Origin of the sequence: Streptomyces sp. NPDC020875 (assembly GCF_040641415.1) — a bacterium.
Taxonomy (GTDB): Bacteria; Actinomycetota; Actinomycetes; order Streptomycetales; family Streptomycetaceae; genus Streptomyces.
Genome location: NZ_JBFADP010000028.1, coordinates 1 through 22,272, shown reverse-complemented (window position 1 = coordinate 22,272; position 22,272 = coordinate 1). Strand labels below are relative to the sequence as shown.

Genomic DNA, 22,272 nt, shown 5'->3' with positions numbered 1-22,272 from the left:
GGTTTCCCTCGTACCGGACGTACTCGGGAACCCCGACAACGCCGGGGGCACGCCCGGGGAGACCCCCACCGTGCCCGAAGGGCTACGGGGGAGAACGCGTGTGCCGGGCGTCGCGTGCCGGGCGCGATGTCGACGGCACGGCCCAGGTCGTCTCTTTCGGATCCTGCCGGGGCTCGCGTGCCCTGAAACCGCGCTCCCCCGGGGCCTGGCGGCCCGGGCGGTACCCCCACCGCAGTGGCTCATTTTCTCCGCCTTGCGATCCGACCCGGCCTGATCCGAAAGAAACGGCCTCGGGTCCGGCGGCCCGCCGATCCGGCCGCGCTACGCAGCCAGCGGCAGATCCGGGTCGACGGCGTCCGGCAGCCCGAAGTCCCGGAGGACCGCGCCGGCGGCCCGGCGGCCCGACCGCAGGGCGCCCTGGACCGTACTCGTGTCCCGGTGATCCCCGCAGACGTAGAGACCCGACAGCACCCGCACCCGGCGGCGCGGATCGTGCGGGGCGGGCATCGCGGGCGCCGCGTCCGGTGTGTGGTGCACCGCCAGCAACTCCCAGTCGTCCGTCGGAACACCGTAGAGCCGGGCCAACTGCGCCCGTACGGCACCGTCCAGCCCCGGCGGGGGAGTGCCCAGCACCGTCGAGGTGATCAGGACCCGCCCGGCCGGAGCCCGGTCCGGGTCGACGGCGCTCATCACGGCGGTATGCGCCACCGGGCCCGACCGGTCCGCGTCCAGGACCAGCGCCGCGCCCGTCGCGGGCGCCACCGGCGCGCTGTGATGCACCACCGTCACCGGATGGAACTCCGGCACCCGCAGCCCCGGCAGCAACTCGGCCGCCTCCCGGGCACCCGTCGCCAGTACCAGCGCGCGGCACGACAACTCCCCGTACTCCTCCGTACAGACCCGGTTGATCGACGCGTCCTTGACCCGGACCCCCGGCATGACCGTCCCCGGCGGCAGCGCCGCCGCCAGCAGCTCCGGCACCGCCGAAGCCCCGCCGCCCGGCACACAGACCCGGCCCCGGGCGAAACCACGGAGCGCGAGATCGGCGGAACGGCTCGACGTCGTCAGCTCCGGATCGCACAACAGCGCCGACAGCAGGGGCCGCAGAAAGCCCTCCACGGTACGCGCGGGCAGGCCGCGTACCGCCAGCGCCTCCGCCGCCGACCGCTCGGGCCGGGCCGCCAGCCGCGCCGTCGACGTGCCCGCCAGCCGGGCCAACGAGGCACCGAGCCGGGCCTCGTCCAGCGGCCGGGGGGCGCTCGCCAGGGCGCGTGCCATGGTCAGTGCTCCCCCCACGCCCCTGCGGGCGGCCGCGCCGTGCGCGGCGCGGGCCCCGCCGCCGGACGGGTCGGCGGGCGTACGGGGGTACGGCACCCCGCCCGGGGCCGCACCCCGGCGGCGTACCACCTCGCCCGTACGGTGCAGCCTGCCGTCGCCGTGGACCAGCACCCCCGGGGCGAACGGGCGGAGCGTCAGGGCCCCGAGAGCGGGGACACGGTGCAGCTCCCGGTAGGAGGTGTTCAGAAGACGGCCGACGCGATCGAGCCGGAACCCGTCCGACTCGTCCGTCACCATCCGGCCGCCCGGCCGGTCCGCGGCCTCCAGGACGGAGACCCCGACACCCGCGCCGGTGAGCGCGAGCGCGGCCGATAGACCGGCGACACCGGCTCCGACGACGATGACGTCCGCATGATCCGCGTGGTGTGCGGTGCTGATGAGCACGTGCCCCTCCCCGAGGTCGGCAACGGCTGGTGGGAGGGTCTGCTCCCACAGAGTCATGCCCTCAACGGGCCCGGCGAATACCGGGGTCCGCAACGAGGTTAGGAGGGGTGGCCGAGTCCCGCCGCGCGCGTACGACGGGGCACGGAGGCGTACGGGGCGCATGCGGCCGTCACCGCTCTAAGGGCGCCGCGCCCCTTGTCGCGCAGTTCCGCCCTCTGTGCCTTCGGCTATGGGGGCCCCAGCGCCTTGGCTCTCCAGGGCGCCGCCCGAACTACCCGGTCTCGCCCGGCGGCCTGATGTTGTCGGCGGTCCGCACCACCGTCGTGGCTGTTCGCGCAGTTCCGCCCCCTATGCCTTCGGCAATGGGGGGACCCCCAGCGCCTCGGCTCTCCGGGGCACCGCCCGAACTACCGGGTCGCGCCCGGCAGCCTGCTGTTGTTCGCGGCCCGCACCACCGTCGTGGCTTGTCGCGCAGTTCCCCGCGCCCCTAAATGCTCTCCCCGGTACCGCCCCTGAAAAGAGGGGGCCGCCTCTATCCGAGGGCGACGAGGAGAGCAACCCAGGGGCGCGGGGAACTGCGCGACAAGCCCACTACGGCGCGCGGTCGAAACTCCTCCGGAAGAGGCACTATCCCTGCCCGGGAGGGCGCTTCCCTTCGCGAGGGCGGTCAGGGGCGCGTCGGGGCGGTACTGACGGGGTGGCCGGAAAGGGCTCTCCGGGCGACCGCCCCCCAGGGCGCGAGGCGCCCGAGGGGCCGGGGGGTCAGGCCGCCGCCGTGATCGCCGCGTCGATCGACGGGAACGCGAAGCCGAAGCCCGACTCCAGCAGCGCCCTCGGGACCGCCCTCGTACTCGCGAGGACGTCCGACGCCATGTCGCCGAGCGCCAGCCGGAGCGCGGGGCGCGGGACCGTGAGGAGCGTCGGGCGCTTCAGGACCCGGCCCATGGCCGCCGTGATCTCGCGGTTGGTGAGGGGTTCGGGGGCGGTGCAGTTCACCGGGCCCGACAGCGACGGGGTGTCGAGGATGTGCCGCAGGGCCGCCACCTCGTCGTGGAGGGCGATGAAGCTCCAGTACTGGCGGCCGTCGCCGAGCCGCCCCCCGAGCCCGGCTTTGAAGAGGGGGAACATCCGCCCCCACGCACCGCCGCCGCGCGCCACCACGAGTCCGGTCCTGGCGTAGACGGTCCGGATCCCGGCGTCCCGCGCGGGGGCGGCCGCGGCCTCCCACTCCACGCACACGCCGGGCAGGAAGCCCTCGCCGGGCGGGGCGCTCTCGTCCACCGCCCGGCCGCCGGTGTCGCCGTAGTAGCCGACGGCGCTGCCGCACAGCAGGACCCGCGGCGGGGTGTCGAGGGAGGCCACGGCTTCGGCGAGTGTCGCGTTGCCCAGGACCCGGCTGTCCCGGATCTCCTTCCGGTACGCCGCCGTCCACCGGTGGTCGCCGACGCCGGCGCCCGCCAGGTTGACCACCGCGTCGCAGCCGGCCAGACCGGCCGTGTCGACCCGGCGGCGGAGCGGGTCCCAGGAGACTTCGTCCCCGGCCCGCGCGGGGTGCCGGACCAGCCGCAGGACGTCATGGCCGTCGGTGCGCAGGGAGTGGACGAGTGCCGTGCCGATGAGTCCGGTGGAGCCGGAGACCGCGATCCTCATAAATCCATCCTGCCCTGTGACGGGGTGTGAAACAGTGACCCGCATGGCCGAACTCCGTGCACCTGGCACGTACCACGTCCGTCCCGCCCGTACCGAGGACGGGGACGCCCTCGGCCGAATCGACCGGGACACCTGGTCCACCCTGCACGCCGTGGCGCCGGAGCCGACGCCGCCGTACGCCCCCTTCTACGACGCCACCCATCTGCCGGAGCACTTCCTGGTCGCGGCGGAGGACGGGACCGGTGAGCCGCTGGGCTACATCCGGCTGGTGCCGCCCACTCCGCTGCCCTGCAACCGGCACGTACGCCAGATCCAGGGGCTCGCCGTCACGGAGCGGGCCCGGGGGCGCGGGGTCGCCAGGGCGCTGCTGCGCGCCGCGTACGACACGGCCCGGGCCCAGGGCGCCGTACGGATCACCCTGCGCGTCCTCGGCCACAACGAGCCCGCCCGCGCCCTGTACGCGTCGGAGGGCTTCGCGGTGGAAGGGGTCCTGCCGGGGGAGTTCCACCTCGGCGGGGCGTATGTGGACGACGTTCTGATGGGCCGCCGCCTCGACTGAACCGGTCGTACGCCTTCCACCGCTTCCCGGCCGTCCGCTCACTCCGCTCCGAACCGCTCCCACAGCCGGGGGAAGCGGCGGGCCAGATCCGCGTCGTCGTCGAAGTCGAACGGTGTGCCGACCGGTTCCGCGGGCTGCGGCGGGATCCCCAGCTCCGGGGCGACGGCGCCGGTGAGCTGCTCGTACGCCTCGTCCGCCGCGTAGCCGATCTCCTCGCCGTCGCCGTCCGCGCCGTCGGGGGACGGGTCGAAGTCGTCCAGCAGCTCCGCCAGCGCGTCGGGGTCGTGCAGCGCGCCCTCGAAGACCTCCCGGCCCTGGGCGATCAGCCAGCAGCGGAAGTAGTCGAAGGCGTCGTCGCTCGCGCCGTCGAGGAGGACGGCCGCCGCGCCCCACAGATCCCAGGTGTACGCGCGGTTGTAGCGGGCCTCGAAGTGGCGGGCGAAGTCCAGTACGGAGTCGGGGTCGAGCCGGAGCAGCCGCTCCACGAGCAGATCGGCATGGTCGTCGGGGTCGCCGTCCGCCGCCTCCCGGGTGCTGTCGACGATCTCCCAGAACTCCGTCTCGTCCATCACGCGTCCAGCATCGTGCGTCCCGGCGGGACGCGCACCCGGAACCGCCGGAGTCACCGGGCCCGGGGCGACCCCGGAACCGGATGGCCCAGCCGGACAGAGGATGTCGGGTATTCGTGGCACGTTCGATCCCATGACGACGAGTACACCGAAATCGAAGGGCCCCCTGGCGGACCGGATCGCCCTGGTCGCGGGCGCCACCCGGGGCGCGGGCCGGGCCCTGGCCGTCGCCCTGGGGGCCGGGGGCGCGACCGTCTACGTGACCGGCCGGACCACCCGCGACCGGGTCAGTGAAATGGGCCGTACCACCGAGACCATCGAGGAGACCGCCGAGCTGGTGACGGCCGCGGGCGGGACCGGGATCGCCGTACCCACCGACCATCTGGAGGTCGAACAGGTCCGGAGCCTGGTGGCGCGGATCGACGCCGAGCAGGGTCGGCTGGACGTCCTCGTCAACGACGTCTGGGGCGGCAACAGCTATCTCGACCTCACCAACCCGCCGATGTGGGAGATCGATCTCGACCGGGGCCTGCGCATGATCGATCTGGGGGTACGGACCCACATCATCACTAGCGGCCTCGCCCTGCCGCTCCTGGTGCGGCGGCCGGGCGGGCTGGTCGTCGAGGTCACCGACGGCACCGCCAGGACCAACCGGGACTACCGCGAGAACTTCTACTACGACCTGGCGAAGAACGGACCCATCCGGATGGCGTTCAACCTCGGCGAGGAGCTGAAGGAGGTCGGCTGTACGGCCGTCGCCGTCACCCCGGGGTTCCTCCGTTCCGAGGAGATGCTGGACCACTTCGGGCTGACCGAGGAGAACTGGCGCGACGGCATGCCGGGGCCGGAGCAGGAGCACTGGCGGCTCTCCGAGTCGCCCGTCTACCTGGCCCGGGGAGTGGCCGCGCTCGTCGCAGACCCGGACCGGGCCCGGTTCAACGGACAGTCCCTCGACAGCGGGGAGCTGGCCCGTGAGTACGGCGTCACCGACGCCGACGGCAGCCGCCCGGACATCTGGGGGTACATCCTCGCCGAGCGGGCGGGGGAGAAGCCGGACCTCGCCGACTACCGCTGAGCGGGGCCGGGCGCCCGGAGGCGGGCGGTCAGCCGTACAGGGCCGCCAGCCGGGCCGCCGCGCGGGTGAACTCCGCGCGCAGCCCGGCGGGCGCCAGCACCTCGGCCTCCGCGCCCAGGGACAGCAGCTGCCCGTAGGCCACCTCCTCGGACTCCACGGGCAGGGCGATCGTGGTCCGGCCCTCGGCGTCCGGCGGTTCCGCCGCCGCCAGCGCCTCCCGGGCGGCGGCGCGGTCCGTGACGTACGGCAGCCGTCGCGCGCCCGCCTCCGTGAGCCGCAGCACCACCTCGGAGCGGAGCAGGGAGCGGGTGAACTGGGCCGCCCGCTCCTCCCAGAAGGCGGGCAGGTCGAAGCCGGGGTCGCGGTCGAAGACGCCGTCGTCGGCGGTGGCGGCGGAACGGCCCGGGGGTGGCGGTGTACCGATACCGCCGTCCGCCGCCGGTACGGGCTCCGCCGTGGTGAACCGGTCGATCCGGTAGACCCGGAAGGCCCCGGGGGCGTACGGCCCGCCGGGACGATCAGGACCGCTCGGCGGTTCGTACGCCCTGCCGGTGCCGTTCTGGCCGTTCGGGGCGCCGGTGCCGCCGGTCTTGTGCGGTCCGCTCGGGTGGCCCGGCCCTCCGGAGCCGTTCGGTCCGGTTGGCCGGTCCGCGTTTCCCGGGTGCCTGGGCCCGCCCGTGTCGTGCGAGTTGCCGGAGGTGCCGGTCTTGTACGGCCCAGCCGCGTTTCCGGGCGCGCCGGTGCCGCCGGTCTTGTGCGGTCCGCTCGGGTGGCCCGGCCCCTTGGAGCCGTTCGGTCCGGTTGGCCGGTCCGCGTTTCCCGGGTGCCCGGGCCCGCCCGTGTCGTGCGAGTTGCCGGAGGTGCCGGTCTTGTACGGCCCAGCCGCGTTTCCGGGCGTGCCGGTGCCGCCGGTCTTGTGCGGTCCGCTCGGGTGGCCCGGCCCTCCGGAGCCGTTCGGTCCGGTCGGCTGGTCCGCGCCTCCCGGGTGCCCGGGCCCGCCCGTGTCGCCCGAGGTGCCGGGCCCGCCTGGGCCGCCGGTCCCGTTCGGTCCGACCGGCCGGTTCGTGCCTCCGGGGCGCCCGAGCCCGCTCGCGTCGCCCGAGTTGCCGGGCCCGCCGGTCCCGTCCTGATCGCTTGCGGCACCGGGCCCGCCTGGGCCGCCGGTCCCGTTCGGTCCGACCGGCCGGTCCGTGCCTCCGGGGCGCCCGGGCCCGCCCGTTTCGCCCGGGGCTCCGGTGCCGTTCGGCCCTACGGGGCCGTCCGGCGTACCCGGTCCTTCCGGGGCGGCACCCGCCCCGGCGGGTTCCGCGTCCGCCACCCGGGCGCACAGGTACCAGACGCCCGCCTTCAGAACCAGTCCGTACGGCTCCAGCAGCCGTTCCACCCGCTCCCCGCGCCGGTTGGCGTAGACCGCCGCCAGCCGCCGGTCGCGCCAGACCGCGTCGGCGATCTCCGCCAGCAGCGGCGGGGTCTCCGGCTCCTGGTACCAGCCGGGCGCGTCGAGGTGGAAGCGCTGGGCGGCCGTCCGGGGCGCGTCGCTCAGGGACGGCAGCAGCGCGGCGGAGACCTTCAGCCGGGCGGCGGACGCCGCGTCCTCCAACCCCATCTCGCGCAGCGCGCCCGGCAGACCGGAGAGGAAGAGCGCCTCCGCCTCGTCGCGGCCCAGCCCGGTCAGCCGGGTGCGGTAGCCGCCGATCAGCCGATAGCCGCCCGCCCGGCCCCGGTCGGCGTAGACCGGCACCCCGGCTTCCGACAGGGCGAGCGCGTCACGGGTGATGGTCCGCTCGGAGACCTCCAGCTCACGGGCGAGTTCGGCCCCCGTCATGGAGGGTCTCGCCTGGAGCAGCAGCACCATTTTGATCAGCCGGGCAGCACGCATTCCCCCATGATGCCGGGCCGTGCCGTCAGGACAGCGGCGTCCGGTGGGGGGCCGCGGCGAAGTAGGGGGGCTATGCCCCGTACGGGACGTCCCGGGCGGACCGTGGCGGACGGGAGCCCCTCCCGTGCCCGCAGGGCCATGGGGAAGAGCGCGCGGGCCGGGCCGGTCACTCCGGCGGGGCCAGCGGCTCCTGGAGTTCGGTCACCCACAGCTCGCGGTCCTCGGGGCACTCCAGGGTGACCTCGCGGGCGGGTCCGGCCGACCGGTGGCCGTGCGCGTCGATCCAGTGCGCGAGGGTCTGGCCGGTGCTCAGGACGTTCTCCATCGGACCCCGGTGGACGATCGTCGCCGCCCGCTCCAGCGCCGGGAGCACCACGACCGCGACATCCGGTCCCGGCCGGGAGCCCGGCGCCAGCGTCACCGCCGCGTGGACCACGACGGGGCCGTCGCCCCCCGCCGGATCGGGGTCGTCGAGGGCCGTGGCGGGGTCCTCGTAGGACTCGTAGTAGGCGATACCCGGCCCCGGCGGACGGACACCCGCCGCCGCGAGCCGCCCGAACAACTCCTCGTACAGCGGACCGATCACCGGGCCGATGTGCTCGGGCGCGAGGGTACGGGCCGTGGCCGTCAGCTCCGCGACCCGGACCGCGGGCACGCTCTTCACCACCACGTCGTCGACCGGCATCCGGCCCTCGTTCTCGATCGACCGCAGCCGGGCCTCGACGCCGGTGAGCCGCCCGGCCGCCGCCGCCATCGCCGCTTCCAGCTCGGCCCGGCGGAGCATCAGCATCCCGCGCAGCTCGTCGGTGCCCACCCGGTCGGCCACGATCCGCCGCACCTGGTCGAGGGTGAAGCCGAGGTCCTTGAGGGCGACGATCCGGTTGAGCACGGCGAGCTGGGCCGCCGTGTAGTGGCGATAGCCGGTCCTGGGGTCGGTGTGCTCGGGGCGCAGCAGCCCGATGGCGTCGTAGTGGCGCAGCATCCGGGCGGAGACCCGGCCGTGCCGGGCGAAGTCCCCGATGGTGAACATCCGACAACTCCCCGGTGGTACGGAACGGGCGGCGGGTGGCGCCCGCGACCGGATCCGGTCCGGTCGAACCCCTGCCGGGCCCGGGTCGCGGGGTCGCGGGGGGTTCCAGCATGCCCGGTACCGGTACCGGAGACGACATCACCCCCGGGCGGTGGTGCGTACCGCCCGGGGGTGATCTTCGAGAGCGTCAGAGCCCGTAACGCTCCCGGGCTTCCTTCACGGCCGAGGCCGGAACCTCGCCGCGCCGCGCGAGCTGCGCCAGCGCCGCGACGGTGATCGAGGGGGCGTCGACACCGAAGTGGCGGCGGGCCGCCTCACGGGTGTCGGAGAGACCGAAGCCGTCGGTGCCGAGGGACGACCAGTCCTGCTCGACCCACTGGCTGATCTGGTCCGGTACCTGCCGCATCCAGTCACTGACCGCGATCACCGGACCCGGCGCGCCGGCCAGTGCCCGGCGGACGTACGGGGTCCGCTCCTCGCCGCGCAGCAGCGCCTCGTCCGCCTCCAGGGCGTCCCGGCGCAGCTCGCCCCAGGAGGTGGCCGACCAGACGTCGGCCGTGACGCCCCACTCCTCGGCGAGCATCCGCTGGGCCTCCAGGGTCCAGTGGATCGCCGTACCGGACGCCAGCAGCTGGAGCCGGGGGGAGTCCGGACGCGGGGCCGCGCCCTCCTTGAAGCGGTACAGGCCCTTGAGGATGCCCTCCTCGACGCCCTCCGGCATCGCGGGCTGCGGCTTGGGCTCGTTGTAGACCGTCAGGTAGTAGAAGACGTCCTCGGCGTCCGGGCCGTACATCCGGCGCAGACCGTCCTTGACGATCACGGCGATCTCGTAGGCGAACGCCGGGTCGTAGTTGAGGGACGCCGGGTTGGTCGACGCGATCAGATGCGAGTGGCCGTCCGCGTGCTGGAGGCCCTCACCGGTGAGCGTCGTACGGCCCGCGGTGGCACCGACGATGAAGCCCTTGCCGAGCTGGTCGGCGAGCTGCCACATCTGGTCGCCGGTCCGCTGCCAGCCGAACATCGAGTAGAAGATGTAGAACGGGATCATCGGCTCGCCGTGCGTCGCGTACGACGTCGCGGCGGCGATGAAGTCCGCCATGGCCCCGGCCTCGGTGATCCCCTCGTTGAGGATCTGGCCGTCGGTGGCCTCCTTGTAGTACATCAGCTGGTCGCGGTCGACCGGCTCGTACGTCTGCCCCAGCGGGGAGTAGATCCCGGCGGACGGGAAGAGCGACTCCATACCGAAGGTACGGGCCTCGTCGGGGACGATCGGCACCCAGCGGCGGCCGGTCTCCTTGTCCCGCATCAGGTCCTTCACCAGCCGGACGAAGGCCATCGTGGTGGCCATCTCCTGGCTGCCGGAGCCCTTCTGGAGGGCCTTGAAGCCGCGCTCCTCCGGCTCCGGGAGCACCACCTGGTGCACCCGGCGGGCCGGGGCGGGGCCGCCGAGGGCCGCCCGCCGCTCCTGGAGGTAGCGGACCTCGGGGGAGTCGGCGCCCGGGTGGCCGTAGGGCACCACGCCGTCGGCGAAGGCGCTGTCCGGGATCGGCAGCCCCAACAGCTCCCGCATGTCCTTGAACTCGTCGACCGAGAGCTTCTTCATCTGGTGGTTCGCGTTCTTCGACGCGAAACCCTTGCCGAGGGTGTGACCCTTCACGGTCTGCGCCAGGATCACCGTCGGCGCGCCCTTGTGGGCGAGGGCCGCGCGGTAGGCCGCGTACACCTTGCGGGCCTCGTGGCCGCCGCGGGAGGTGTAGAAGCACTCGGCGATCTTGGCGTCGGTGAGGACCTTCGCCAGCTCGACGAGGGCGGGCTCGGCACCGAAGAAGTGCTCGCGGATGTAGGCGATGTCACGGGTGGCGTACGTCTGGAACTGCGCGTCCGGCACCTCCCGCAGCCGCCGGACCAGGGCACCGGTGGTGTCGAGGGCGAACAGCTCGTCCCAGGCGTTGCCCCAGAGCGTCTTGACGACGTTCCAGCCGGCCCCGCGGAACTGGGCCTCCAGCTCCTGGACGATCTTGAAGTTGGCGCGGACCGGGCCGTCGAGACGCTGCAGATTGCAGTTGATCACGAAGGTCAGGTTGTCCAGCCGCTCACGGGCCGCCAGCGCGATCGCGGCGGTCGACTCGGGCTCGTCCATCTCGCCGTCGCCGAGGAAGGCCCAGACGTGGGAGTTGGCGGTGTCCTTGATCGACCGGTTGTGCAGATAGCGGTTGAACCGCGCCTGGTAGATCGCCGAGAGGGGGCCCAGGCCCATGGAGACCGTGGGGAACTCCCAGAGCCAGGGGAGCCGCCGGGGATGCGGGTACGACGGCAGACCGGCGCCGCCCGCCTCCTGGCGGAAGTTGTCGAGGTGGGCCTCGGTGAGCCGGCCGTCGAGGAAGGCGCGGGCGTAGATACCGGGCGAGGCGTGGCCCTGGATGTAGAGCTGGTCGCCGCTGCCGTCGCCCTCCTTGCCGCGGAAGAAGTGGTTGAAGCCGGTCTCGTAGAGCCAGGCCGCGGAGGCGAAGGTGGCGATATGGCCGCCGACACCGAGCTTGGCGCCACGGGTCACCATGGCCGCCGCGTTCCAGCGGTTCCAGCCGGCGATCCGGGACTCCAGCTCCTCGTCGCCGTCGAAACCGGGCTCCGCGGAGGTGGGGATGGTGTTGACGTAGTCCGTCTCCAGCAGCCGGGGCACGGGCACCCCGGCCCGCTCGGCGTGCTGCAGGGTGCGGCGCATCAGGTACGCGGCGCGGTGCGGGCCCGCGTGCTGGGCGACGGCATCGAGGGACGCCGCCCATTCGGCGGTCTCCTCGGCGTCACGATCCGGGAGCTGGTCCAGCTCGCTCGGAAGCTTGCCTACGGGGTCGGCCATGATCGCCGCCTTCCGGACTGGGAGGGGGGTGGAGAAGGTGGAGGCAGGTGGTACCGGGTCGTACGTCGTGCCTTTGGGGGGTGCCTTGTCTGGCAGGACAGGGCGGGCGGGGTAGGTGTGCCCCGAGAGACTGTAAGCCGCTGATCGATGATCGATCAAAGTGCTCGGAGGTAAAACTTCTCCGGAGGGCGAAATTGGCATTCCGTGCCATGAAAGAGGGCACGCGGTGCCGGTGACCTGGGACTTTACGTGACGGTTACATTACGGAGCGGCGCGAGACGGGGCCCTCGGGCGGTGATGTCGGCCACGGTCGGGCCCCCCGCCCGGCGGGGGCCTCGCTCTCGGCGGGGGCACGGCGGCGATAATGACGGGCACCCCCACCTGTCGTCCGGTCCCCCTCGGGAGCTGTTTATGACCCCGCCTGTCGTCCACTCGCTGCGGGAACAGATCCGCGAGCACATCGTGGAGGGGATCGTCAGCGGGCGCTGGAAGCCCGGTGAGCGGATCGTCGAACGCGGTATCGCCACCGAACTCCAGGTCTCCCAGACCCCCGTCCGCGAAGCCCTCCGGGAACTGGAGAGCCTCCGCCTGATCGAATCGGCGCCGAACAAAGGCGTACGCGTGCGGAATCTCACCGCCGCCGACCTGGAGGAGAGCTACCCGGTCCGGGCCGGCCTGGAGCAGATCGCCGCCGAACTCGCCGCCGACCGGCTCGCCCGCGACTGCTCCGCCCTCACCCCGCACGTCGCCGCGCTCTACACAGCCGACCGCGAGGGCGACTCCGCGGCACAGGTCCGGCACACCGTCGCCTTCCACCGCGAACTCGTCCGCGCGGCCGACAACGCGGTACTCCTCCACACCTGGGAAGGGCTCGGGATCGAAGTCTTCACCACCCTGTCGATCCGCTGGCTCGGCACGGTCCAGCAGTCGTACGCGGAGGAACACGACGCGCTCGTCGCCGCGTTCCAGCGCCGTGACCCGGAGATCGGCGCGCTGGTCAAATCCCACGTCCTGGGCTGCGCCCCCCGCGCGTAGTCGCTCGCGCTGTGCGGAGCCGGTGCCGCGAGGTCCCCCCCCCGGCCCGCGCGTTTCTCGCGCCCGCGGCCCGCCTGCGGGGCCCCCGGCGGCCTGGCCCTCTTGGGCATCGCCCACAATCCGGTCGCGCCCGGCGTCCTGATGTTGTCGGCGGTCCGCGCAGTTCCTCGCGCCCCTGACTGCCTCCCCCCGGACGCCCTCGGGAAGGGAAGCGCCCTCCCGGGCGGGGACAGTGCCTCCTCCGGAGGAGTTTTACCTGCGGACCGCCTGTGGCTTGTCTCGCAGTTCCCCGAGCCCCTGGGTTGCCCTCCTCGTCGCCCTCGGACAGAGGCGGCCCCCTCTTTTCAGGGGCGGTACCGGGGAGAGGCTTTTAGGGGCGCGGGGAACTGCGCGACCAGCCACGACGGTGGTGCGGACCGCGAACAACGGAAGGGCGCCGGGCGGGACCCGGGTCTTTCGGCGGTGCCGTGGAGGGCCAAGGCGCTGGGGGTCCCCCCATTGCCGAAGGCATAGGGGGCGGAACTGCGCGACCAGCCACGACGGTGGTGCGGACCGCTGACATCATCAGGTCGCCGGGCGGGACCCGGGTAGTTGGGGCGGCGCCCCGGAGGGCCGGGCCGCCGGGGGTGACCGCCCCCGGAAGCGTCGCGGCGGCGTGGCGGGGAGACGCGAGCGCGCCCCCGCCTGAGAAGGCGGGGGCGCGCTCACGTCGGGGCGTCGGGGCCGAAGCGCCCGGAGGGCTACAGGCCGAGTTCGACCTCGAACTCGCCCGCCTCCAGGATCGCCTTGACCGTCGTCAGGTACCGCGCCGCGTCCGCGCCGTCCACCAGGCGGTGGTCGTACGAGAGCGACAGGTACACCATGTCGCGGACGCCGATGACGGTGCCCTCGGCGGTCTCGATGACCGCCGGGCGCTTCACCGTGGCGCCGATGCCCAGGATGGCGGCCTGGGTCGGCGGCACGATGACGGTGTCGAAGAGCGCGCCGCGCGAACCGGTGTTGCTGATGGTGAACGTCGCGCCCGCCAGGTCGTCCGGGCGGATCTTGTTGGTGCGTACGGCACCGGCCAGCTCCGCCGTCTTCTTGGCGATACCGGCCAGGTTGAGGTCACCGGCACCCTTGATGACCGGGGTCATCAGGCCCTTCTCGGAGTCGACGGCGATGCCGATGTTCTCCGAGTCGAAGTAGGTGATGGTGCCCTCGTCCTCGTTGATCCGGGCGTTGACGATGGGGTGGGCCTTCAGCGCCTGGGCGGCGGCCTTGACGAAGAACGGCATCGGGGAGAGCTTGACGCCCTCACGGGCGGCGAAGCCTTCCTTGGCCTGGTTGCGCAGCCGCATCAGCTTGGTGACGTCGACCTCGACGACCGTGGTGAGCTGGGCCTGGCTGTGCAGCGCCTTCATCATGTTGTCGCCGATGAGCTTGCGCATCCGGGTCATCTTGACCGTCTGGCCGCGCAGCGGGGAGACCTCGAGCGCCGGGGTCTTCTTCGCGGCGGGCGCGGCGGCCACCGGGGCGGCGGCGGGCGCGGGGGCGGCGGCACGGGCGGCCTCGGCCGCCGCGACGACGTCCTGCTTGCGGATCCGGCCACCGACACCGGTGCCCTTGACCGAGGAGAGGTCCACGGCGTTCTCGGCGGCGAGCTTACGGACCAGGGGGGTCACGTACGCGTCACCGGCCGGGACGGCCGCCGCGGGAGCGGCGGGCGCCTGCGCGGGGGCGGGCGCCGGGGCGGGAGCCTCCTGCGCCGGAGCCGGAGCCGGGGCCGGGGCGGCGGGGGCAGGCTCGGCCGCAGGGGCCGGAGCCGGGGCCGGGGTCTCGGCGACCGGGGCGGGCGCCGGAGCGGCGGGCGCGGCGGCCGGAGCCGGAGCGGCACCCGGGGCGCCGATCACGGCCAGCTTGGCGCCGACCTCGGCGGTCTCGTCCTCGCCGACCACGATCTCCAGCAGGACACCGGCGGTCGGGGCGGGGATCTCGGTGTCGACCTTGTCGGTGGACACCTCCAGCAACGGCTCGTCCTCGTCGACGGAGTCGCCGACGGACTTCAGCCAGCGGGTGACGGTGCCCTCGGTGACGCTCTCGCCGAGCGCCGGGAGGACGACATCGGTACCGGACGCGCCACCGGCGGGCGCCTCGGCCGGAGCCTCGGCCCGGGCCGGGGCGGGCGCCGGGGCCTCGGCCTGCGCCGGAGCCGGGGCGGGCTCGGCGGCCGGGGCGGGGGTTTCGGCGGCGGGCGCGGGCGCGGCCTCGGCGGCGGGCGCCGGGGCGGCGGCCGGGGCACCCGTACCGTCGTCGATGATCGCCAGTTCGGCGCCGACCTCGACGGTCTCGTCCTCGGCGACCTTGATGGAGGCCAGTACGCCGGAGGCGGGGGCCGGGATCTCGGTGTCGACCTTGTCGGTGGACACCTCCAGCAACGGCTCGTCGGCCTCGACGTGCTCGCCCTCGGCCTTCAGCCAGCGGGTGACGGTGCCCTCGGTGACGCTTTCACCGAGCGCCGGAAGGGTTACGGAAACCGGCATGGTTTCTGTTGCTCCTAACAGTGGGTCTCCCCAGCTCCGGCGATGCGCGGGCGTGGGGAAGTGCGGAAGTGGTCGCGGCCCTAAGGCTCAGTCGTGGGCGTGCAGCGGCTTGCCGGCCAGCGCCAGGTGCGCCTCGCCCAGCGCCTCGTTCTGCGTCGGGTGGGCGTGGATGAGCTGCGCCACCTCGGCGGGCAGCGCCTCCCAGTTGTAGATCAGCTGAGCCTCGCCGATCTGCTCGCCCATCCGGTCGCCGACCATGTGCACGCCGACGACGGCACCGTCCTTGACCTGCACGAGCTTGATCTCGCCCTGCGTCTTGAGGATCTTGCTCTTGCCGTTGCCGCCCAGGTTGTACTTCAGGGCGACGACCTTGTCCGCACCGTAGATCTCCTTGGCCTTGGCCTCGGTGATGCCCACGGAGGCGACCTCGGGGTGGCAGTACGTCACCCGGGGCACACCGTCGTAGTCGATCGGGACGGTCGTCAGACCGGCCAGCCGCTCCGCCACCAGGATGCCCTCGCCGAAGCCGACGTGCGCGAGCTGGAGGGTCGGGACCAGGTCGCCGACCGCGGAGACGGTCGGCACGTTCGTCCGCATGTACTCGTCCACGAGGACATAGCCGCGGTCCATCGCGATGCCCTGCTCCTCGTAGCCCAGACCGGCGGAGACCGGACCGCGGCCGACGGCGACCAGCAGCACCTCGGCCTCGAAGGTCTTCCCGTCGGCGAGGGTCACCCGGACGCCGTCCTGGGTGTACTCGGCCTTCTCGAAGAACGTGCCCAGGTTGAACTTGATGCCCCGCTTGCGGAAGGCCCGCTCCAGCAGCTTGGAGCTGTTCTCGTCCTCGACGGGGACGAGGTGCTTCATGCCCTCGATCACCGTGACCTCGGAACCGAAGGAGCGCCAGGCGGAGGCGAACTCCACACCGATGACGCCGCCGCCGAGCACGATCGCCGACTGCGGGACCCGGTCCAGCTTCAGCGCGTGGTCCGAGGAGATGATCCGGTTGCCGTCGATCTCCAGGCCGGGCAGCGACTTCGGCACGGAACCGGTCGCCAGGAGGATGTGGCGACCCTCGATCCGGCGTCCGTTGACATCGACCGAGGTGGGGGAGGAGAGCCGGCCCGCGCCCTCGATGACGGTGATCTTGCGGGAGGCGATCAGACCCTGCAGACCCTTGTACAGGCCCGAGATCACGTCGTCCTTGTACTTGTGCACCGCGGCCACGTCGATGCCCTCGAACGTGGCGCGGACGCCGAACTGCTCCGACTCGCGCGCCTGGTCGGCGATCTCGCCGGCGTGCAGCAGCGCCTTGGTGGGGATGCAGCCGTAGTGCAGGCAGGTGCCGCCCAGCTTGTCCTTCTCGATCAGGGCGACGTCGAGACCCAGCTGCGCCCCGCGCAGGGCCGCGGCGTAACCGCCGCTACCGCCGCCGAGGATCACTAGGTCGAAAACGGTGCTGGCGTCGTTCGCCACGTCACGTCCTCCATGCATGTGCGCCGGTCACCGGCTCCCCCCGTTCGCCGGGGCGACCGGCCTGTCGGCTGGTGTGCGGCCGATGTCTCGTCGGCCCTGTGGTGGGGGCCCTGTCCTGCCGAGAACCCATCTTCGCACTTGTTGCGGAAAGACGGGACGCGGGGCGGAGGTCTGACCGCGTCTGATCGATCACCCTCGGGGTTACCGGTGCGTAGAACATCCCGGCCCGTCCCTCTGATTCCGTTCCCGGCCGCCCGTCGGAACGGTTTCGTCCAGAGCGAACGGGCGGTACGGGCGGCTCCGCCGGACGGGCGCCCCGGCCCCGACCCCGGCCGGGTACGGGTACGGCCCCGGGCGCGGGGCCCGGGGCCGTACGACGTGCTCCGGACGGACCGGTGCGGATCCGGCTCAGCCGAGGTCGCCCTCGCCCATCCGCTCCGCCAGCCGGACCAGGGTACGGACCGAGGAACCGGTGCCGCCCTTCGGCGTGTAGCCGTACGGCGCGCCCTCGTGGAACGCCGGACCCGCGATGTCCAGGTGAGCCCAGGTGATGCCCTCGCCGACGAACTCCTGGAGGAAGAGGCCCGCGACCAGACCGCTGCCCATCCGCTCGCCCATGTTGGCGATATCGGCGGTCGGCGAGTCCATGCCCTTGCGCAGCTCCGCCGGGAGCGGCATCGGCCACGACTGCTCGCCGACCTCCTCGGCGGTCTCGTGGACGGCGGTACGGAACGCGTCGTCGTTGGCCATCACACCGAAGGTGCGGTTGCCCAGCGCCAGCACCATCGCCCCGGTCAGCGTCGCCACGTCGACGATCGCGTCCGGCTTCTCCTCCGACGCCTTCCACAGCGCGTCGCCGAGCACCAGCCGGCCCTCGGCGTCCGTGTTCAGCACCTCGACGGTCTTGCCGCTGTACATCCGCAGCACGTCACCGGGGCGGGTCGCGGAACCCGACGGCATGTTCTCCGCCAGCGCCAGCCAGCCGGTGACGTTCACCGGCAGACCCAGCCGGGCCGCCGCGACGACCGCCGCGAACACGGCGGCGGCGCCGCTCATGTCGCACTTCATCGTCTCGTTGTGCCCGGCGGGCTTCAGGGAGATGCCGCCCGAGTCGTAGGTGATGCCCTTGCCGACCAGCGCCAGGTGCTTGGCGTTCTTGCCATGGGTGTAGCTGAGCTTCACCAGCCGCGGCGGGTTGGCCGAGCCCTGACCGACGCCCAGGATCCCGCCGAAGCCGCCCTTGACCAGCGCCTTCTCGTCCAGGATCTGGACCTTGATGCCATGCTCCTTGCCCGCGGCGCTCGCCACCGCCGCGAACGCCTCGGGAGTGAGGTCGTTCGGCGGGGTGTTGATCAGGTCACGGGCCCGGTTGATCTCCTCGGCCAGTGCGACGGCGCGCTCGGCCACGGCCTTGTACGCCTTGTCGCGCGGCTTGGCGCCGAGCAGGGCGACCTCGGCGAGCGGGCCCTTCGCGGAGTCGCCGCTCTGGTAGGCGGTGAAGGCGTACGCGCCGAGCAGCGCGCCCTCGGCGACCGCGGCCGCGTCCTCCGGGGAGCCGATCGGCAGGGCGAACGCGGCCTTCTTCGCACCCGACAGGGTGCGGGCGGCGGTCCCGGCGGCCCGGCGCAGGGCCTCGGCGCCGTACGCCTCGCCCTTCTCCGGCGCGGCACCCAGGCCGACGGCCAGGACGACGGGGGCCTTCAGTCCGGCGGGGGACGGGAGCTTGATCGCCTCGCCCTCGGCGCCCGAGGCGCCGAGGGTGTCCAGGACGGAGGCGAGCTTCCCGTCGAACGCCGTGTCCACGGCCTCGGCGCCCGGCGCGATCACCGGGCCCTTGGCGCCCTTGGCGACCCCGACGACCACTGCGTCGGCGCGCAGCGTCGCTGCGCCGGCAGTGCTGAGAGTGAGTGCAGTCACGGTGCTGATGTCTCGCTTCCGTTAGTTCCAGGGCCGATGAGGCCACGCGACGGCGGTGGGACGCCAGGCGTCCCGTGCGGACAGAGCCTACGCGCGCCGACGCCCATCACTCACGGCACCTGCACGTTGCCCCGCGCCCACCGCGCGGCGGGCGCCGCCGCCGCTGCTCGACGGGCCGCCTTTCCAAGGGAGTTGCTCCCCTGCGCGGGGCCGCCGCGGCTTTTCCCCGGCCGCGGGTATCACCCGGGCTCTCCGAGGCGCCGCCCGAACTACCCGGGTCTCGCCCGGGGGCCTGCTGTTTGTTCGCGGTCCGCGGACCGTGGGTGGCTGGTCGCGCAGTTCCCCGCGCCCCTGGGTTGCCCTCCTCGTCGCCCTCGTAGGAAGGCGAGCCCCTTTTTCCCAGGGGCGGGGCCGGGGAGAGCATTAGGTGGCGCTGGGGGTCCCCCCATTGCCGAAGGCATAGGGGGCGGAACTGCGCGACAAGCCACGACGGTGGTGCGGACCGCCGACAACATCAGGGCGCCGGGCGGGACCCGGGGTTGTGGGCCTCACTCGGAGGGCCAAGGCGCTGGGGGTCCCCCCATTGCCGAAGGCATAGGGGGCGGAACTGCGCGACAAGCCACGACGGTGGTGCGGACCGCCGACAACATCAGGCTGCCGGGCGCGGCCCGGGGGTGTGGGCCTCACCCGGAGGGCCAAGGCGCTGGGGCGCCGCCGGGCCGGAGGTCATGCCGTGAGGGCGAGGAGAAGCAGCGTCGCCGTCGTCGCCGTTTCGGCGAGCGCCCCGAAGACGTCCCCCGTCACCCCGCCGAACCGCCGCCCGCAGTGCCGCAGCAGCAGTTCCGCCGCCGCGAGGCCGCCGAGTGCCGCGACGGCGTACCGTACGGCGTCCTCCGGGCCCGCCCCGCCCGCCCCGACGGCGCCGCCCGCCGCCGCGCAGAGTGCGAGGGCCAGGACGATCGCCGCCGCCGCGAGGCGCCCCGGGACCGCGCCCGCGACCGCCGCCCCCAGGCCCTCGGGGCGAGCGGAGGGCACCCCGGCCCGGGATGCCGCCGTGAGGGCCAGCCGGGCGGTGACCGCCGCGAGGACCGTGCCTCCGGCGCCGTACTCCCAGCCGTGTCCGTAGAGCCGTGCCACCGCCGCGATCTGCGCGAGGAGCACGAAGAGCAGGGTGATCACCCCGAACGGCCCGATGTCCGACCGCTTCATGATCCGCAGCGCCTCCGCCGGTGGCTTGGCGCTGCCCAGCCCGTCGGCGGTGTCGGCGAGTCCGTCGAGGTGCAGTCCCCGGGTGAGGACGGCCGGTACGGCGACGGAGGCCACCGCCGCGATTCCCGCGCCCGCGCCCGCCGCCCACAGCGCGCCGCCCGCGCCCGCCGCCGCGAGTCCCACGACGAGCCCGGCGACCGGCGCGCACAGCATGCCCGCCCGGGCGGCGGCCCGGTCCCAGCGCGTCAGCCGTACGGGCAGCACGGTCAGGGTGCCGAAGGCGAACCGCAGACCGGTAACGGCTCCGGCGCGCGCGGCGGCGGGGGAGGGATCGTTCACCGCCGAAGGGTAGCCCACGGGCTAGATTGCCCTTATATCGGGATGAGTCGTGGGGAAGTTAAGGAAAGCGGAGAAACCGGAGAAAACTTTATGGGGCAGTGGTTCCACGACAACATCACCGAACCGGGCAAGCTGCCGATGCTGCTCGCCCTGACGGCCTTCGTCCTGACCTTTCTGCTGACCCGGACCGTGACCCGGCTGATCCGCGCGGGCCGGGGCCCGTTCCGGAACGTCACCCCCGGCGGGGTCCATATCCACCATGTCGTCCCCGGGGTGATCCTCACCGTGATCGGCGGCTTCGGCGCGGTCGGCAGCGGCCGGCACGGCTGGTCCGCCGCCGTGTTCGCGGTCGTCTTCGGGATCGGCGCCGGGCTGGTCCTGGACGAGTTCGCCCTCATCGTCCATCTCGCCGACGTCTACTGGACCGAGGAGGGCCGCCGCAGCGTCGAGGTCGTCGTCCTGGCATCGGCGCTGGCGATGCTGGTCATCGCGGGCTTCTCACCGCTGGGCGTGGACTCCCTCAGCGCCGACGAACAGCAGGACCGGGCCACGGTGATCTCCACCGTGGTGCTCAATCTGCTGCTGGTGGTGGTCGTCCTGGCCAAGGGGAAGCCGAGGATGGCACTGATCGGGGTGCTGATCCCGTTCGTCGCGCTGTTCGGCGCGATCCGGCTGGCCCGGCCGGGTTCGCCGTGGGCGCGCCGGTTCTACGGCGGGCGGCACCGGGCCAGGGCCCGGGCCGCGTTGCGCTCGTACCGCCACGACCGCCGGTGGAACGGGCCCCGGCGCCGGTTCCAGAACCTGATCGGCGGCGCCCCGGACGCCCCGGACGCGCCGGACGCGCCGGACGCGCCGGGCTCCCGGGGCGATACGCCGGACTGACGCCGCCGGTACGTCAGCCGTCGTGGCTCGCCGACTCCGAACCGGGCTCGTTCCCGGGCTCGTCGTCGGGGTCCGGCTCCGGGCTCTCCGGGCGCTCCGGCAGCTCGGCCAGCAGCGCCGCCGCGGCCCGCACGAGAGGAAGGGCGAGCAGCGCCCCTGTGCCCTCCCCGACGGAGACCCCCTGCTCCAGCAGCGGATTGAGCGCCATCCGGTCCAGCGCCTTCGGCTGGCCCGGCTCCTCCGTCAGCTGGCCCGCCAGCCACCAGTCCGGCGCGCGGAACGCCGCCCGCTGCCCGACCAGCGCGCACGCCGCGGAGACCACCCCGTCGAGGACGACCGGCGTACGGCGCACCGCGCACTGCAACAGGAACCCCGTCATCGCCGCGAGATCGGCACCGCCCACCGCCCCCAGCAACTCCACCTGGTCGCCCAGCACCGGGCGGGCCCGGCGCAAACCATCCCGGATCGACGCGCACTTGCGCATCCACGCCAGATCGTCGATACCCGCACCGCCACGGCCCGTCACCACGGACGCGTCCGTACCGCAGAGCGCCGCGATCAGCACGGCGGCGGGCGTCGTCCCGCCGACGCTGAGATCCCCCAGTACGACCAGATCCGTCCCGGAGTCGGCCTCCTCGTCGGCGATCGCCATGCCCAGCCGGATCGCGGCGTCCGTCTCCTCCGGCGTCAACGCGTCCTCGACATCGATCCGGCCGCTGCCCCGGCGGACCCGGTGCCGGACGACGTCCTCCGGCAGCAGCGCCGGATCGCAGTCGAGACCCGCGTCCACGACCCGGACCGGTACGCCCTGCGCCCGGGCCAGCACCGCGACCGGACTCGTCCCCGCCAGCACGTCCTCGACCAGGCGGTACGCCTCCCCGGCCGCCCGCCCGGAGACCCCGAGACCGGCGACGCCGTGGTCCCCGGCGAACAGCACCACCTTCGGCCGCTCGACCAGCCGCGGCGGTACGACCCCCTGCGCGGCGATCAGCCACTCACCCAGCTCGTCCAGGCGCCCCAGGGCCTTGGGGGCGAGCGGGAGACGGGCGCGGCGGTCCTCGGCGGACTGGCGCAAGGCGCCGTCGGAGCGGCCGATCAGATCGGAGAAGTCATCGAGATTCACCCTGCTCATTCGCCGAACAGTACCGGGGCGCCTCCCGCCGCGGGTTCCCGCGCCCGAAGCGCCTCGGCCCGGGGGGTGGTTGCCGTTGTCGGCTCCTCGCGCAGTTCTGCCCCCTGTGCTTTCCACAATGGGGGGACCCCCAGCGCCTCGGCCCGTTCACGGCACGGCCCGCCCTCCGCGCTGCCGGGCCGCTGTTTCGATAGTGCCTGCGGCCCGTAGTGGGCTGTTCGCGCAGTTCCCCGCGCCCCTGGTTGCCCTCCTCGACGCCCTGGCAAAGAGGCGGGTGCCCCTCCTTTTCAGGGGCGGCGCTGGGGAGAGCATTTAGGGGCGCGGGGAACTGCGCGAACAGCCACGACGGTGGTGCGGACCGCCGACAACATCAGGCCGCTGGGCGCGGCCCGGGCAGTTCGGGCGGTGCCGTGGAGGGC

14 protein-coding genes and 2 pseudogenes are annotated in these 22,272 nt (G+C 73.6%); 4 read left to right on the top strand and 12 right to left on the bottom strand.

Features of this window, described 5'->3' with window-relative positions; genetic code table 11:
- Positions 1-321: 321 nt before the first annotated feature.
- Positions 322-1,779, bottom strand: coding sequence for an NAD(P)/FAD-dependent oxidoreductase (locus AB0G74_RS17985; protein ID WP_361147057.1), 1,458 nt, complete (start codon positions 1,777-1,779; stop codon positions 322-324).
- Positions 1,780-2,484: 705 nt separating this feature from the next.
- Entirely contained in the window at positions 2,485-3,372 is an 888-nt protein-coding gene (locus AB0G74_RS17980) for a TIGR01777 family oxidoreductase (RefSeq protein ID WP_361147054.1), read from the bottom strand.
- A 43-nt stretch (positions 3,373-3,415) separates the two neighbouring features.
- Between AB0G74_RS17980 and AB0G74_RS17975 the strand changes: the two genes are divergently transcribed.
- Positions 3,416-3,931: a GNAT family N-acetyltransferase gene (locus tag AB0G74_RS17975; protein WP_361147051.1), complete on the top strand. Its 516-nt coding sequence runs from the start codon at positions 3,416-3,418 to the stop codon at positions 3,929-3,931.
- 38 nt (positions 3,932-3,969) lie between these two features.
- Here AB0G74_RS17975 and AB0G74_RS17970 read toward each other — a convergent pair whose 3' ends face one another.
- Positions 3,970-4,500 carry a DUF4240 domain-containing protein gene (locus AB0G74_RS17970; protein ID WP_361147241.1) on the bottom strand — a complete coding sequence of 177 codons (531 nt, stop codon included), beginning with the start codon at positions 4,498-4,500 and terminating at the stop codon, positions 3,970-3,972.
- 133 nt (positions 4,501-4,633) lie between these two features.
- Here AB0G74_RS17970 and AB0G74_RS17965 point away from each other — a divergent pair, with 133 nt between their 5' ends.
- Positions 4,634-5,575, top strand: a complete 942-nt coding sequence (locus AB0G74_RS17965) for an SDR family oxidoreductase (RefSeq protein WP_361147048.1) — start codon at positions 4,634-4,636, stop codon at positions 5,573-5,575.
- Positions 5,576-5,603: 28 nt separating this feature from the next.
- Here the strand turns inward: AB0G74_RS17965 and AB0G74_RS17960 are convergent.
- The 4 genes and pseudogenes from AB0G74_RS17960 to aceE form a co-directional block, all read right to left on the bottom strand.
- Positions 5,604-6,062, bottom strand: a pseudogene (locus AB0G74_RS17960) (WYL domain-containing protein); the annotation flags it as partial.
- Positions 6,063-6,887: 825 nt separating this feature from the next.
- Positions 6,888-7,454, bottom strand: a pseudogene (locus tag AB0G74_RS17955) (HTH domain-containing protein); the annotation flags it as partial.
- 166 nt (positions 7,455-7,620) lie between these two features.
- Positions 7,621-8,484 (bottom strand): MerR family transcriptional regulator, encoded by an 864-nt coding sequence (locus tag AB0G74_RS17950; RefSeq protein WP_361147045.1) that lies wholly within the window; start codon positions 8,482-8,484, stop codon positions 7,621-7,623.
- Positions 8,485-8,671: 187 nt separating this feature from the next.
- Positions 8,672-11,341, bottom strand: a complete 2,670-nt coding sequence (gene aceE / locus AB0G74_RS17945) for a pyruvate dehydrogenase (acetyl-transferring), homodimeric type (protein WP_361147043.1) — start codon at positions 11,339-11,341, stop codon at positions 8,672-8,674.
- A gap of 411 nt (positions 11,342-11,752) precedes the next feature.
- Between aceE and AB0G74_RS17940 the strand changes: the two genes are divergently transcribed.
- On the top strand, positions 11,753-12,376 hold the full coding sequence (locus AB0G74_RS17940) for a GntR family transcriptional regulator (protein WP_361147041.1): 624 nt from the start codon (positions 11,753-11,755) through the stop codon (positions 12,374-12,376).
- 740 nt (positions 12,377-13,116) lie between these two features.
- Here the strand turns inward: AB0G74_RS17940 and sucB are convergent.
- The 4 genes from sucB to AB0G74_RS17920 all read right to left on the bottom strand — a co-directional run bounded on the left by sucB (position 13,117) and on the right by AB0G74_RS17920 (position 19,839).
- On the bottom strand, positions 13,117-14,898 hold the full coding sequence (gene sucB, locus AB0G74_RS17935) for a 2-oxoglutarate dehydrogenase, E2 component, dihydrolipoamide succinyltransferase (protein WP_361147038.1): 1,782 nt from the start codon (positions 14,896-14,898) through the stop codon (positions 13,117-13,119).
- Positions 14,899-14,985: 87 nt separating this feature from the next.
- Positions 14,986-16,374, bottom strand: coding sequence for a dihydrolipoyl dehydrogenase (gene lpdA, locus AB0G74_RS17930; RefSeq protein ID WP_358828980.1), 1,389 nt, complete (start codon positions 16,372-16,374; stop codon positions 14,986-14,988).
- A 408-nt stretch (positions 16,375-16,782) separates the two neighbouring features.
- A complete protein-coding gene (locus AB0G74_RS17925) occupies positions 16,783-18,291 on the bottom strand; it encodes a leucyl aminopeptidase (RefSeq protein ID WP_361147033.1) in 1,509 nt (502 codons plus the stop codon).
- 726 nt (positions 18,292-19,017) lie between these two features.
- Positions 19,018-19,839: an adenosylcobinamide-GDP ribazoletransferase gene (locus AB0G74_RS17920; RefSeq protein ID WP_361147030.1), complete on the bottom strand. Its 822-nt coding sequence runs from the start codon at positions 19,837-19,839 to the stop codon at positions 19,018-19,020.
- 90 nt (positions 19,840-19,929) lie between these two features.
- Between AB0G74_RS17920 and AB0G74_RS17915 the strand changes: the two genes are divergently transcribed.
- Entirely contained in the window at positions 19,930-20,721 is a 792-nt protein-coding gene (locus AB0G74_RS17915; RefSeq protein WP_361147027.1) for a hypothetical protein, read from the top strand.
- A 13-nt stretch (positions 20,722-20,734) separates the two neighbouring features.
- Here the strand turns inward: AB0G74_RS17915 and AB0G74_RS17910 are convergent, their stop codons facing one another.
- On the bottom strand, positions 20,735-21,853 hold the full coding sequence (locus AB0G74_RS17910; RefSeq protein WP_361147024.1) for a nicotinate-nucleotide--dimethylbenzimidazole phosphoribosyltransferase: 1,119 nt from the start codon (positions 21,851-21,853) through the stop codon (positions 20,735-20,737).
- Positions 21,854-22,272 lie beyond the last annotated feature (419 nt).